This is a genomic window from Bradyrhizobium diazoefficiens (assembly GCF_016612535.1).
Taxonomy (GTDB): Bacteria; Pseudomonadota; Alphaproteobacteria; order Rhizobiales; family Xanthobacteraceae; genus Bradyrhizobium; species Bradyrhizobium diazoefficiens_C.
In genome coordinates this window covers 2,125,488-2,138,535 of the sequence record NZ_JAENXS010000002.1, presented here as the reverse complement: position 1 = coordinate 2,138,535, position 13,048 = coordinate 2,125,488, and the positions used below count along the sequence as shown (strand labels likewise).

Annotated in this window: 12 protein-coding genes; 6 read left to right on the top strand and 6 right to left on the bottom strand. The window is 63.1% G+C overall.

The genetic code is table 11. The features are described 5' to 3' along the window. Positions 1-184 precede the first annotated feature (184 nt). A complete protein-coding gene (locus JJE66_RS26895; protein ID WP_246756537.1) occupies positions 185-736 on the bottom strand; it encodes a DUF3124 domain-containing protein in 552 nt (183 codons plus the stop codon). A 297-nt stretch (positions 737-1,033) separates the two neighbouring features. Between JJE66_RS26895 and ribB the strand changes: the two genes are divergently transcribed. The 3 genes from ribB (at position 1,034) to JJE66_RS26880 (ending at position 4,426) form a co-directional block, all read left to right on the top strand. Further along, on the top strand, positions 1,034-2,110 hold the full coding sequence (ribB, locus tag JJE66_RS26890; RefSeq protein ID WP_200517470.1) for a 3,4-dihydroxy-2-butanone-4-phosphate synthase: 1,077 nt from the start codon (positions 1,034-1,036) through the stop codon (positions 2,108-2,110). 129 nt (positions 2,111-2,239) lie between these two features. After that, positions 2,240-3,454 carry an acyl-CoA dehydrogenase gene (locus tag JJE66_RS26885; RefSeq protein WP_200517469.1) on the top strand — a complete coding sequence of 405 codons (1,215 nt, stop codon included), beginning with the start codon at positions 2,240-2,242 and terminating at the stop codon, positions 3,452-3,454. 48 nt (positions 3,455-3,502) lie between these two features. After that, positions 3,503-4,426 (top strand): MBL fold metallo-hydrolase, encoded by a 924-nt coding sequence (locus tag JJE66_RS26880; RefSeq protein ID WP_200517468.1) that lies wholly within the window; start codon positions 3,503-3,505, stop codon positions 4,424-4,426. A gap of 6 nt (positions 4,427-4,432) precedes the next feature. On the opposite strand, the gene JJE66_RS26875 is transcribed toward JJE66_RS26880, so the two are convergent. The 3 genes from JJE66_RS26875 to JJE66_RS26865 all read right to left on the bottom strand — a co-directional run bounded on the left by JJE66_RS26875 (position 4,433) and on the right by JJE66_RS26865 (position 8,490). Beyond that, entirely contained in the window at positions 4,433-5,287 is an 855-nt protein-coding gene (locus JJE66_RS26875) for a DUF1499 domain-containing protein (protein ID WP_200517467.1), read from the bottom strand. Positions 5,288-5,508: 221 nt separating this feature from the next. After that, complete coding sequence (locus tag JJE66_RS26870; RefSeq protein ID WP_200517466.1) at positions 5,509-6,714, bottom strand: ABC transporter substrate-binding protein; 1,206 nt, start codon at positions 6,712-6,714, stop codon at positions 5,509-5,511. A 147-nt stretch (positions 6,715-6,861) separates the two neighbouring features. Next, a complete protein-coding gene (locus tag JJE66_RS26865) occupies positions 6,862-8,490 on the bottom strand; it encodes a fatty-acid--CoA ligase (RefSeq protein WP_200517465.1) in 1,629 nt (542 codons plus the stop codon). A gap of 65 nt (positions 8,491-8,555) precedes the next feature. Between JJE66_RS26865 and JJE66_RS26860 the strand changes: the two genes are divergently transcribed. Beyond that, a complete protein-coding gene (locus tag JJE66_RS26860; RefSeq protein ID WP_200517464.1) occupies positions 8,556-9,605 on the top strand; it encodes an extensin family protein in 1,050 nt (349 codons plus the stop codon). Between the two features lie 37 nt (positions 9,606-9,642). On the opposite strand, the gene JJE66_RS26855 is transcribed toward JJE66_RS26860, so the two are convergent. Further along, positions 9,643-10,329 (bottom strand): L,D-transpeptidase, encoded by a 687-nt coding sequence (locus JJE66_RS26855; protein WP_200517463.1) that lies wholly within the window; start codon positions 10,327-10,329, stop codon positions 9,643-9,645. 339 nt (positions 10,330-10,668) lie between these two features. Here JJE66_RS26855 and JJE66_RS26850 point away from each other — a divergent pair, with 339 nt between their 5' ends. Together JJE66_RS26850 and JJE66_RS26845 are read left to right on the top strand one after the other, a co-directional pair. Continuing rightward, complete coding sequence (locus tag JJE66_RS26850) at positions 10,669-11,646, top strand: magnesium transporter CorA family protein (protein WP_200517462.1); 978 nt, start codon at positions 10,669-10,671, stop codon at positions 11,644-11,646. Between the two features lie 205 nt (positions 11,647-11,851). Next, on the top strand, positions 11,852-12,070 hold the full coding sequence (locus JJE66_RS26845) for a hypothetical protein (RefSeq protein ID WP_200517461.1): 219 nt from the start codon (positions 11,852-11,854) through the stop codon (positions 12,068-12,070). 177 nt (positions 12,071-12,247) lie between these two features. Here the strand turns inward: JJE66_RS26845 and JJE66_RS26840 are convergent, their stop codons facing one another. Beyond that, a complete protein-coding gene (locus JJE66_RS26840) occupies positions 12,248-13,000 on the bottom strand; it encodes an SDR family NAD(P)-dependent oxidoreductase (protein WP_200517460.1) in 753 nt (250 codons plus the stop codon). Between the last annotated feature and the right edge of the window lie 48 nt (positions 13,001-13,048).

The window sequence follows — 13,048 nt, the reverse complement described above, 5'->3', positions numbered from 1 at the left end:
TGTTTTGCCCGACGCGTCAAACAAAATTCGTAAAATCCGCATCTTCGTCGCGCGTGCCGACAAGGCGTTGATTTTGCTTGCGCGGCTACTGTGCATGGGGTTGTTTTGGTGTTTTCGAGCTGCGGCCGCGACAGCACTCATTCGAAAAAGCGGCCGATCGAGGTCCTCGATCCCAGCCGCTGCTTTACTTCTTGCCGACAGTCCTGGTCGGACGGCCCTGACTGATGAAAGCGTAGTGCGCATTGGCAATGCCGCCAACCATCAAGGCCTCGACCACCGGCTCGGTGATCTCGCCTGTGGCGGCCCAATCGACGATGAAATTGGCCCCGGTCCCGCCGCGGACATCGTCGGTCGGAATGAAGATCGAGATCGTGGCGAGCGGCTTCACCGCGACCGGCACCTTCAGATAGCTCTCGACCTGTTTGCCCGCGGTGTCGAAATAGGCGATGCGCCTGACCACCAGCGGCTGGGTCTCCGAAGCATTGTGGACGCTCAGCGTCACCGAAAAATCGACCCGCAGCCTGCCCTGGCTCATCGCGACGCTGGAATAGGCCGGCACGTAGAAGCCGCCGGAGACGCTGAGATCCTCCTTCGGCATCGGGGCAAGCGAGTCGGCAAAGGTCTGCGCGAGATCGGCCTTGGGTTGGGCCGCCGTGGCCGTCGCCAGGCCAAGCGAAAAAAGCAGGCTGGCAATGAGGGGAGCGACAAATCGGATGTTGCGCATTGCTTGTTTCATCTCTGGCGCATCCTGCCCGGCCGCCGCGATCATGACTACCCTATTGTCGGGTCTTGCATAGGTCCATTCTGCACGGCCGGGGCCGGATGGCGAGACGGTTCGGCACCTTCTGCGAGTCGCGGCCGCGCTTATATGGCTGGTATTTCCGGTGCAAGGTATTTCCGTAGCAAGCCTTGGCCCGGGAGCCCGGCCGGCCCGCAGGCATATGCGGTTGCGTCCAGGACACTAGCGCTGGGGCCGAAGTCCGGCTAAGGCGTCCGGCTAAGCCTTCGGCCCATAACCGATAGAGATTGGGAAATGCCCGATACCGTTCAGGAAGTTTTGCAGGCCTTTGCCCGGGGCGAGCTCGTCGTCGTGACCGATGACGAGGATCGCGAGGGCGAGGGCGATCTCATCGTCGCCGCCTCATTCTGCACGGCGGAAAAGATGGCCTTCATCATCCGCCACACCTCCGGCATCGTTTGTGCGCCGATCACGACCGAGGACGCGCGCCGGCTGCGGCTCGACCCGATGGTCGCCCACAACGACTCCGCCCACACCACCGCTTTCACGGTGTCGATCGACTACAAGCCCGACGGCGGCACCGGCATCTCGGCCGAGGAGCGCGCCTCCTGCTGCCGCGCGTTGTCCAATCCCAATGCCGGCGCCAACGACTTCGCCCGGCCCGGCCACATCTTCCCGCTGATCGCCAAGGATGGCGGCGTGCTGCTGCGCTCCGGTCATACCGAAGCCGCGGTCGATCTCTGCAAGCTCTCGGGCCTGCCGCCGGTCGGCGTCATCAGCGAGCTGATGAACGACGACGGCAGTGTGATGAAAGGCGAGCAGGTCGCTCGCTTCGCCACCCAGCACAAGCTCAAGCACGTCACCATTGCGGACATGATCGCCTACCGCCAGGCGCGCGAAAAGCTGATCGAACGGGTCTCGACCTTCACCACCGAAAGCCCGATCGGACCGCTTCAGGGCTATGCCTACCGCTCGCCGTTCGATTCCATCGCCCATGTCGCCTTCGTCTATAACGGCGTCGGTGACGGCAAGAACGTGCTGACGCGCTTCCACAAGCCGAACATCGTCAAGGACATCTTCACCGGCCACAAGCGCATGGCCGCCGTGCTCGAGCATTTCAGGAAATCCGGGTGCGGCGTGCTGGTGTACTTGCGCGATGGCGCAGCCGGTGTCCCCGTGGCGGCGCTGCCGGACGAAACGGCGACGGAGGCCGACCGCAACCGCCAGTGGCGCGAGGTCGGCGTCGGCGCGCAGATCCTGCGCGATCTCGGCGTCACCTCGATCCGCCATCTCACCTCGTCGGTGCACGACTACAAGGGCCTCTCGGGCTTCGGCATCGAGATCGTCGCCAACGAGCAGCTCGAGGCCTGACAATGTCACTCGGGTTCGCGCCGATGCGCGCACCGGAATGACCGAAACCAGGATGCAATTGCACTTGTTGCCGCGGCGCTTTAGTTTGTCGGGCAAATTTTGACGGAACCAGACCCGAAAGGACGTTTCATGAGCGTGCGCCCTCAGACCAAGGACAAGCCGGCTTCGGCTTCCTTCCAGTGGGACGATCCGTTCCTGCTCGACGAGCAGCTGACCGAAGACGAGCGCATGGTGCGCGACACCGCGCGCGCCTACGCCCAGGACAAGCTGCTGCCGCGCGTCACCAAGGCCTATCTCGAAGAGACGACCGACCGCGAGATATTCAACGAGATGGGCGAGCTCGGCCTGATCGGCATCACGCTGCCGGAGGAATATGGCTGCGCCAACGCGAGCTATGTGGCTTACGGCCTCGTCGCCCGCGAGATCGAGCGGGTCGATTCCGGCTATCGTTCGATGAACTCGGTGCAGTCCTCGCTGGTGATGTACCCGATCTATGCCTATGGCGACGAGAACCAGCGCAAGAAATACCTGCCGAAGCTCGCCAGCGGCGAGTGGGTCGGCTGCTTCGGTCTGACCGAGCCGGACGCCGGCTCCGACCCGGCCGGCATGAAGACCCGCGCGGAGAAGGTCTCGGACGGCTATCGCCTGACCGGCAGCAAGATGTGGATCTCGAACGCGCCGATCGCCGACGTGTTCGTGGTCTGGGCCAAGTCGGCCGAGCACGACAACCAGATCCGCGGCTTCGTGCTGGAGAAGGGCATGAAGGGCCTCTCCGCGCCGAAGATCGGCGGCAAGCTCTCGCTGCGTGCCTCGATCACCGGCGAGGTCGTGATGGACGGCGTCGTGGTTCCGGAAGACGCACTGCTGCCCAACGTCTCCGGCCTCAAGGGCCCGTTCGGCTGTCTCAACCGCGCCCGCTACGGCATCTCCTGGGGCGCGCTCGGCGCCGCCGAGGACTGCATGCACCGCGCCCGCCAGTACACGCTCGACCGCAAGCAGTTCGGCAAGCCGCTCGCCGCGACCCAGCTCGTGCAGAAGAAGCTCGCCGATATGCAGACCGAGATTGCGCTGGGCCTCCAGGGTAGCTTGCGCGTCGGCCGCCTGATGGACGAGGGCAAATTCGCCCCCGAGATGATCTCGATCATGAAGCGCAACAATTGCGGCAAGGCGCTCGACATCGCTCGCGTCGCGCGCGACATGCATGGCGGCAACGGCATCTCGATCGAATACCACGTGATGCGCCACGTCCATAACCTCGAGACCGTCAACACCTACGAGGGTACTCACGACGTCCACGCCCTGATCCTGGGCCGCGCGATCACGGGCATTCAGGCGTTTTTCTGAGCTGTACGGATGACGGCAGAGAGTGTGGCGGTACGTACAGGAAGTGCCATGTCCGACAACGACGACGTCCCGTTCAACCGCAACTTTCCGCTCAAGGCAGGTGTCGTCGAAGAGGTCCGGCCCGGCGTGCGGCGGGTGCTCTGTAATAATCCGAGCCCCTTCACCTTCACCGGCACGGTCAGCTACATCGTCGGCACCGGCAACGTCGCCATCATCGATCCCGGTCCGGACGACGAGGCTCATGCAGCCGCACTGCTCGACGCCGTGCGTGGCGAGACGGTGAGCCACATCTTCGTCACCCACACCCACCGCGACCACTCGCCGAACACCGCGCGGATCAAGCAGGCGACCGCCGCGCCTGTTTATGCCGAGGGTCCGCACCGCGCCTCGCGCCCGCGCTTCGAGAGCGAGAAGCACAATCCGGAATCCGGCGCCGACCGCGATTTTGCGCCCGACATCAGGATCGCGGATGGCGACGTCGTCGAAGGCGCTGGCTGGCGGCTCGAGGCCGTGGCAACGCCCGGTCATACCGCCAATCACTTTGCCTTTGCTTGGCCCGAGCGAAAATTCAACTTCGTCGGCGATCACGTGATGGGCTGGTCGACCTCGATCGTGGCTCCGCCCGACGGCTCGATGATCGACTACATGGAGTCGCTCGACCGGCTCGCCGTGCGCGAGGAGGATCTGTATTTCTCCGGCCATGGCCCGGAAATCCCCGACGGTCCGCGCTTCGTGCGCTTCCTGATCCGCCACCGCAAGGCGCGCGAAGCCTCGATCCTGCACCGCCTCGCCAAGGGCGAGGCCGACATTCCGACCATGGTGCGTGCGATCTATATCGGCATCGATCCCAGGCTGACGACTGCTGCCGGCTATTCCGTGCTGGCGCATCTGGAAGATCTGGTCGCGCGCGGCATTGTCGCGACCGACGGCGATCCCGTGATTGGCGGGACCTACCGGATGGCGGACGCCTAGCCCACGCTACTTCTTCACCGTCTTCGCGGGCGCCTTTGGCGGCGCCACCGGGGTCTTCTTCACCGGCTTCAGCGCATCCGCGTCGGCTGCCGTGTTGAGATCGTCGATGAATTTGGTCACGCGTGCGGCGTTGCTGCCGAGGTCGCTCTCGAAATAGCGCGAGGCGGAGCGGATATCGACCCGGGAATCGTCGCCGTCAGGCACGACCCTGATCGAGATGTCCTCGCGAAAGCCCATGATCGGCGTGCGCGCCACCGCCTCGATGCGGCCGATGCGGCGCGGCGCCTGCGGCTCGCGTTCGTCGATGACGGTCCATTTGCGTTTGATGACGAGCTGGCGCGCGATCGCATAGGCGCGGTTGACCGGGATCTCGAGCTCGATCGGCTCGATGTCGGGATAGAACTGCCGCTGCTGCTCGGCCGAATAGAGGCCGGCATAAACAGCGGTGTTGGTGCCGTCGCCGGTGCGCAGGCGCGACAGTGCGTCGAAGCGCGGCGGGTCGATCGGGTCGGTGGTGATGTCATGGATCTTCGGAAGCTTGCGGTATTGCAGGCCTTGATAAGCAGGATAGCCGAGAATCGCCCCGTCGATCAGGAAGGCGAGCAGGATGCGCGCCATGCCGCGCGAGCCGTTCTGCCAGATCGCGGCAAAGCCGGCGAGGCCGAACAGGATGGAAAGGCCGGCAATCGCGAGCCCGCCGAAGAAGGTGGCCAGCGCCGGCTTCATCTCCAGGAAATCGAAGCGGACGATGATGATCGACACGACCACCGCCACCACCGCAAACACGGCCAGATTGCGCGCCCAGCTCGCGAGGCTGGACACGGGCTCCGACTGATAGGGAGCGGAAAACCTGCGGGCCATAGTGCTCGATCACCGATTGGGTCGCCGGCTGTCGGGTCCGATGGCGACGGGAATAAGCTGACCTAGCGCATTTTTCGAGCCGCTGTGAAGCGGTTTATCCGTCGGTAGACCGCGACGTACCGCCGGTAGCGATTGGTATCCGGTGTGCCGCAACCGCGAAAAAAGGGGGGCGCCGGTGAGCGCTCCCCAGTTTTTTCGATCATGTGCGCTGGACGTGAGTGTTAGTGTGTGACCAGCGGGCAGGCCGAGTCGGACAGCTTGCCGAACGCCTCATCGCCCGACATGGTCTGAACGAGCTTGTAGTAATCCCAAGGGTTCTTGGATTCGTCGGGTTTCTTGACCTGCATGATGTACATCTCGTGTTCCATCAGGCCATCGGCGCGGATCTTGCCGTTGCTGGTGAACATGTCGTCGATCTTCATCTTTTTGAGTTCGGCCATCACCTTGTCGGAGTCGGTGGTGCCGGCAGCCTTGACCGCGTTGAGATAGGTCATGGTGGCCGAATAATAGCCCGCCTGATTCATGGTTGGCTCGCGCTTCGTCTTCTCGTAATAGCGCTTGGCGAAGGCGCGGGTCTTGTCGTTGAGATCCCAGTACCAGCCGGTGGTAAGATAGAGGCCCTGTGCAGTCTTGAGCCCGAGGCTGTGAATGTCGCTGATGAAGGCGAGCAACGCAGCGGGCTTCATCGTCTTGGCGATGCCGAACTCGTCGGCGGCCTTGATCGAGTTGGTGAAGTCGTTGCCGGCGTTGGCGAGCCCCAGCACCTGGGCGCCGGAGTTCTGAGCCTGGAGCAGATAGCTGGAGAAGTCGGACGTCGAGAGCGGGACGCGCACGGCGCCGACGACCTTGCCGCCGTTGGCTTCGACGACCTTCGAGGCGGCTTCCTGCAACTGCGTGCCGAAGGCGTAGTCGGCGGTGAGGAAGAACCAGGTCTTGCCGCCTTGCTTCACCATGGTCTTTGCTGTGCCGTTGCCGAGCGAGGTCGTGTCGTAGACATAGTGCACGGTGTAGGGGGTGCAGTCCTTGCCGGTGAGCGACGCGCCGGCGGCGCCGATCGCGATGAATGGAATCTTCTTCTCCTTGGCGACATTGTTCATCGCTAGGCTGACCCCGGTATTCGATCCGCCGAGAATCATCGTGACGTTGTCTCGGTCGGCCCATTCGCGGAATTTCTGGGCGCCGACGTCAGGCTTGTTTTGGTGGTCGGTCTCCATGAACTCGATCTTGTTGCCCAGTACGCTGCCGCCAAAATCGTCGATCGCCATCTTGGCGGCTGTGACGCCACCCGGTCCGATCACGTCGGCGTAAAGCCCGGACATGTCATCGATGTCGCCAATCACGACTTTGTTATTGGCCGCGTGCGCGGCCGTGGCTGCGATTGACGCAGCAAGCAGCCAGGGAATCGTCGTAACCGAAATGAATTTCATCTGGAGCGTTCCTCGTTGTTCTGAAGTTCGGCGCGAAATTAGGGAGAGGATGCGCCGGCTCCAATTGGTCTTTCGTCGCGCTGGCCCAAACAAAAATCCGGCCCCCTGGAAAGGGCCGGATTGGGAGGTCTCGCGCGGTCTCGGGAGCTACGCCGCCGCGTTCGGGAAGCGATATTCCCTGAACTGGTCGCGCAGCGCGGTCTTCAGGATCTTGCCGGTCGCGGTGTGCGGGATGCCGTCGACGAAGGCGACGTCGTCGGGCATCCACCATTTGGCGATCTTGCCGTCCATATACTTCAGGATGTCGTCGCGCGTGGCCTGCTGGCCTTGCTTGAGCTGCACGATCAGCAGCGGCCGCTCGTCCCATTTGGGGTGGAAGACGCCGATCACGGCGGCCTCCGCCACGGCCGGGTGGCCGACCGCGAGGTTCTCGAGATCGATCGAGGAGATCCATTCGCCGCCGGACTTGATCACGTCCTTGGACCGGTCGGTGATGTGCATGTAGCCGTCCTCGTCGATGGTCGCGACGTCGCCGGTATCGAAGAAGCCGTCTTCGTCGAGGATGTCGGTATCGAGACGGAAATAGGCCTTGGCGACGGCGGGGCCGGAGACTTTCAGGCGGCCAAAAGTCTTGCCGTCCCAGGGCAACTCCTTGCCGGAATCGTCGGTGATCTTCATCTCGACCGCAAAGGGCGCATAGCCCTGCATCTGAAGCACGTCGAGCCGCTGCTCGCCGGTCGCATCCTGGAACGGCGGCTTCAGCGCCGAGACGCTGCCGATCGGGCTCATCTCGGTCATGCCCCATGCGTGGCGGACGTTCGAGCCCATGTCGAGGAAGGCCTTGATCATCGAGCGTGGCATCGCCGAGCCGCCGCAGATCACCATCTTCAGGTCCGGCAGCTTCAGGTTATTTGCCGTCATGTGCTGGAGCAGCATCAGCCACACCGTCGGCACGCCGGCGGTGTGCGTCACCTTCTCGGTCGAGAGCAACTCGTAGACCGAGGCGCCGTCGAGCTTGGGTCCGGGCATCACCAGCTTGGTGCCCTGCGAGGGCGCGGAGAAGGCGATGCCCCAGCTGTTGGCATGGAACAGCGGAACCACCGGCAACATCGTCTCGGAGGCGCTGGTGCCGAGCGCGTCGACATTGTTGGCCATCAGCGCGTGCAGCACGTTGGAGCGATGCGAATACAGCACACCCTTCGGGTCGCCCGTGGTGCCGGAGGTGTAGCACATCGCGGCCGCCGTGTTCTCGTCAAAGTCGCTCCATTTGAATTTGCCGTCGGGCTCGGCGATCCAGTCTTCGTAGGCCACGACGTTCTTCAAATTGGTCTCGGGCATATGCGTCTTGTCGGTGAGAATAACGTACCGTTCGACGCTCGGCAGCTTGTCCGCGAGCTTCTCCAGCACGGGAACAAAGGTGAGGTCGACCATCACGATGCGGTCCTGCGCATGGTTGATGATCCAGGCGATCTGCTCAGGGAAAAGGCGGGGATTGACGGTATGGCAGATGGCGCCGATGCCCATGATGCCGTACCAGACTTCGAGATGGCGCCAGGTGTTCCAGGCGATCGTGGCGACACGGTCGCCGAGCTTGATGCCGTCGCGCTCCAGCATCTGCGAGACCTTGAGCGCACGCGTGTGGATTTCGGCGTAGGTGGTGCGATGGATCGGTCCTTCGACCGATCGCGTCACGACCTCCTGCTTGCCATGAATCCTGGCGGCATGTTCGATGATCCGGTGGCAGAGCAGGGGCCAATCTTGCATCAAGCCGAGCATTCAGACGTTCCTCCGAGAAGTCGCTGGGCGCATTGTCGCTCTCAGCGCAGGGCCAAAGAATTGTCATGAGTTTTAGCCTGCCGGACTTTCGCCGCAAATGGTCTTGTCGCGGCAATATGTCCGCCGGCGCGGCAATGGTTACCGCCGGGCTCGGCCTGTCTCTTGTGCTCTCCGCCCCCGCGAATGCACGAAACTATGCTGCACCGCTCGATATCTTTGGTCTTGGCACACCACGGCCGCGCGGGAGCGTTCATTCCATCAGGATACCGCTACCAAAACCTCGCCCCGAGGAGGCCCCGAAAGCAACGGGCGAGGCCGCGCCGGAGGCCGAGGGTAAGCCTGCGCCGGACAAACCCGACGCCAGCAAGCCGGCCGAGGCTGCGCCACCTCCCGAGAAGCAGCTCTCGGCCTGCCGCCGCGCGCTGACCGAGGAGATCGCGGTCGCGCCGTCCATTCCCGATATCCACGGCCCCGGCGCCTGCGGCGGCGAGGATCTGGTGCGGCTGGAGGCGATCGTGTTGCCAGACAAGCGCAAGGTCGCGGTCAAGCCGGCGGCGATCCTCCGCTGCACCATGGCGACCGCGGTCGCCGATTGGGTGCGCACCGACATGGTGCCGCTGGCCGCAAGCCTCGGCTCGACCATCAGCGACCTCGACAATTTCGATAGCTTCGAGTGCCGCGGTCGCAACCGCATTGCTGGCGCGATGCTGTCCGAGCACGGCAAGGCCAACGCCCTCGATGTACGCGCGATCAAGCTCGCCAACGGGCAGTCGATCGGCCTGACCGACCGCACCCTGTCGCGCGACTTGCGCGAGCGCGTGCTGCATTCGGTCTGCTCGCGGTTTTCCACCGTGCTGGGGCCGGGCTCGGACTGGTACCACGAGGACCACATCCACCTTGACCTCGCGCAGCGGCGCAACGGCTATCGGATCTGTCAGTGGAGCGTCTGGGACCCCTTGCCCCAGGTCGCGCCCCTGCTGCCGGCCGAGCGTCCCGAGGAGGCGCCGCCACGCGAGGTCGCGGCCAAATCCGAGACGAAGGAAGGCGCTGAAGATCAAGGCACTGCGAAGCCTGCTGCGCCCGCAGACAGACCGGCAACAAAAAAGCGCCGGTAAAACCGGCGCTTTTGTAGGTCCTCAGATCAGGCAGCGATCAGTTGCTACCCGCCTGGCCCGTGCCGCCGCCCTGGAGCGCGAGCCGCGAATTGTAGGGCGAGTCGCCGTGCTTCGGCTCGAGCACCACGACGATGGTGCCGATCTTGACGCGGCTGTAGAGGTCGATCGCGTCCTCGTTGGTCATGCGGATGCAGCCCGAGGAGATCGAGGCGCCGATATATTCAGGCTGATTGGTGCCGTGGATGCGGAACAGCGTGTCCTTGCCGCCCGAATAGAGATACATCGCGCGCGAGCCCATCGGATTGTCCGGACCGGGCGCAACGAAGGACGGTACACCCAGGCGGGAAATCTCGCCAGGGGTCGGATGCCATGCCGGCCACTCGGTCATGCTGCCGACCTTGGCAATGCCGGACCAGGCCATGGCCTCTTCGCCGACGGTGATGCCGTAGCGGATCGCCTTGCCGCCATCCATCACATAGTAGAGATAGTGGTTGTCGGAATCGACCACGATCGAGCCTGGCAACTCCTTGCGGTGGTAGTCGACGATGGCGCGGCGGAACGGCTCCGCGACCGGGGTGTTCTCGTACCGAATCTTGGCAAGGAGTTCCTTGTCCTTCGGCTTGAAGGCTTTGGTGTCGGTCGCCTCGAAATGTGTGGCCTGCATGCAGCCCGACAGCATCAGGCCCGCGGCCAAAACACCCAGCATAACTTTCAGCGACGACATGATTTGGTTCCAATCGACAACAACAAGCTTTCGTGGAGCTTGAGCGAGCCCAAACACCACGACTCCGTTGACCCCTATTATCGTCGAAATCTGCCACAATTCCAGCGTTTCGGACCTTGTCCCGCGTTGCGAGACCTTAGGTGTGGCTTTTTTGCCGCAAGTTTTGCGGTCTTGGGGCGGATTTTGGGCAGCCGATGCCGAACTGTCGATTCCATGCCACGGTTGAGCCACGGAGCAGCCACAAATGCAAACGCTCCGTTAATGTGCTTGTCATCATCAACTTGTCAGAATCGCGCTAAGGGCTGTCATTCTGTCGCAGGCCGTCCGTTGGAGTTGTTCATGTTTTCTGTGTTCGTTCCCTCCGAATCCTCCCTGAAGAAGGCTGTTGTCGAGGATCTCGCGGCGGTGCCGGAGCACGCGGTGTGGATTGACCTGTTCAACCCGACCGCAGCCGAGGACAAGGCGGTGGAGCGGCTGTCGGGGATCGCGATCCCGACCCGGGAGGACATGCAGGAGATCGAGATCTCCAGCCGCCTTTATATCGAGAACAGCGCCCGTTACATGACGGCGACGCTGATGTGCCAATCCGATACCGACATGCCGCGGACCACGGCAGTGACCTTCATTCTCGGCGACCATCGCCTGGTGACGGTGCGCTACGACCAGCCCAAGCCCTTCGCCCTGGTCGAGGCCAAGCTGGCCCGCTCCTGCGCCCCTGCGATCACTGGCGAGATGGTGCTGATGGAATTGCTGGACGCCGTGATCGACCGCTGCGCTGACATTCTGGAACGCTGCGGCATGGAAATCGACCAGGTTTCGCATGACATCTTCGAGCCCGAGAGCGAGCGTCACGGCCACGCCAAGCAATACTCGCAGATTCTGATCTCGATCGGCCGCAAGGGCGATTTGACCTCGAAGGTTCGCGAGAGCCTGGTGTCGATCGGCCGCGTCGTCACCTTCCTCTCGGCGATCGTCGAGGGCGTGAAATGGTCGAAGGACATGCGCGAACAGCTCAAGACGATGCAGCGCGACGTCGTCTCGCTGACCGACCACGCTTCCTATCTCTCCAGCAAGATCACCTTCGTGCTCGACGCCATGCTCGGCGTCGTCAATCTGGAGCAGAATAACATCATCAAGCTGTTTTCGGTCATGGCGGTTGTCCTGATGCCGCCGACGCTGATCGCCTCGATCTACGGCATGAACTTCAAGGCGATGCCGGAGCTCGAATGGGAGCACGGCTATCCCTACGCGATCGTGCTGATGGTGTTCGCCGCGATCGTTCCGTACTGGATCTTCAAGTGGAAGAAGTGGCTCTGAGCCGGCCTGCGCTCCGAAAATAGTGACCGAGACCTTACGCCGGTCGCAGAGACGGGGCTGATGGTGTCGCAGAATAGATCGCCATTGCGGCTGCGCCGTGATGTGTGTGCCGTGCCCCAATTCCTCCGGTAAAATTTGAGCGGTGGGCTGAACGTTTGCGCGAAACTTGTCTGCGATAAGCAATGCGTAGCCGCGAGGAAAAGCCATGGTTGAGAAACACATAACGACGCCCCGTAACGTCATCGATCTGACGAGCTATCGTCAAATCGTGGCGAGCGGCAAGGCGCCGTCGTTGTCGGCACGCATGTGCCGGCACTGTGGTGCTCCGCTGCTCGACGGCGAGAACGACGACGACTGCTCGAGTGCATTCGACGCAGCTGCTTCACGGCTGCGCGAACGGTCGCGTCGGATTCGAGTCGATTGAGGAGTGGAAGGAAGGGCGGGCGGTCCAGTCTTGCGGCGGCGTTGTCTGGATCGCCTTGCTTCCTTAGCGCAACATATCCAATTTAGTCATTGCGAGGAGCGAAGCGACGAAGCAATCCAGACTGTCTCTGTGGAGGCAGTCTGGATTGCTTTGCCTCGCTCGCAATGACGCTTGCGGCTAGACGTGCTGGCCGCCGTTGATATGGATCTCGGCGCCGTTGACGTAAGAACTGGTGTCCGTGCACAGCACATAGATGATCTTTGCGACCTCGTCGGGCGTGCCGAGCCGGTGCATCGGGATCTGCTGCTCCACGATCTTCTCGGTGCCCGGCGACAGGATCGAGGTGTCGATCTCGCCCGGCGCGATCGCGTTGACGCGCACGCCGACGCGGCCGAAGTCGGAGGCCATTTCGCGTGTGAGCGAAGCCAACGCGGCCTTGGAGGTCGCATAGGCGGCGCCCGCGAACGGATGCACGCGCGAGCCCGCGATCGAGGTGACGTTCACCACCGAGCCCTTGGCCGCCTTCAATTCCTCGATCAAGCCGCGCGCGATCATGATCGGCGCGAAGAAGTTGACATGGAAGACATGCGTCCAGGTGTCGAGGTCGGTGTCGACCGAGCCGAGCCTGGAGCCGCCCGGCCCCTTCGGCGAGATCGCGGCGTTGTTGACCAGCGCATGCAGCATGCCGCCTTCGAGGCGGTTGCGGATGTCGGAGATCGCGCGCGAAGTATCCGCGGGATTGCCGAGGTCGACCTGGATGTGATCCTCCGGGCCTGCATCCCACGGACAGTCTTCGGGGAAGGCATGCCGCGAGCACGTGATCACACGCCAGCCCGCCGACGAGAAGCGAATCACCGTGGCGTGGCCGATACCGCGGCTCGCTCCGGTCAGGAGCAGCGTGCGGCGCGGCGCATTGGACGAATGCGGCATGGACATCTTTCAGGTCGGCCCAAAGATCGAGGCAAAGATCGAGACAAG

Bases quoted from the DNA above. Each gene is read 5' to 3' on its own strand.
- JJE66_RS26865 (WP_200517465.1), bottom strand. From the start codon at position 8,490: ATGCTCGGCTTGATGCAAGATTGGCCCCTGCTCTGCCACCGGATCATC.
- JJE66_RS26860 (WP_200517464.1), top strand. From the start codon at position 8,556: ATGAGTTTTAGCCTGCCGGACTTTCGCCGCAAATGGTCTTGTCGCGGC.
- JJE66_RS26845 (WP_200517461.1), top strand. From the start codon at position 11,852: ATGGTTGAGAAACACATAACGACGCCCCGTAACGTCATCGATCTGACG.
- JJE66_RS26875 (WP_200517467.1), bottom strand. From the start codon at position 5,287: ATGGCCCGCAGGTTTTCCGCTCCCTATCAGTCGGAGCCCGTGTCCAGC.
- JJE66_RS26895 (WP_246756537.1), bottom strand. From the start codon at position 736: ATGAAACAAGCAATGCGCAACATCCGATTTGTCGCTCCCCTCATTGCC.
- JJE66_RS26855 (WP_200517463.1), bottom strand. From the start codon at position 10,329: ATGTCGTCGCTGAAAGTTATGCTGGGTGTTTTGGCCGCGGGCCTGATG.
- JJE66_RS26885 (WP_200517469.1), top strand. From the start codon at position 2,240: ATGAGCGTGCGCCCTCAGACCAAGGACAAGCCGGCTTCGGCTTCCTTC.
- JJE66_RS26850 (WP_200517462.1), top strand. From the start codon at position 10,669: ATGTTTTCTGTGTTCGTTCCCTCCGAATCCTCCCTGAAGAAGGCTGTT.
- JJE66_RS26840 (WP_200517460.1), bottom strand. From the start codon at position 13,000: ATGCCGCATTCGTCCAATGCGCCGCGCCGCACGCTGCTCCTGACCGGA.
- ribB (WP_200517470.1), top strand. From the start codon at position 1,034: ATGCCCGATACCGTTCAGGAAGTTTTGCAGGCCTTTGCCCGGGGCGAG.
- JJE66_RS26880 (WP_200517468.1), top strand. From the start codon at position 3,503: ATGTCCGACAACGACGACGTCCCGTTCAACCGCAACTTTCCGCTCAAG.
- JJE66_RS26870 (WP_200517466.1), bottom strand. From the start codon at position 6,714: ATGAAATTCATTTCGGTTACGACGATTCCCTGGCTGCTTGCTGCGTCA.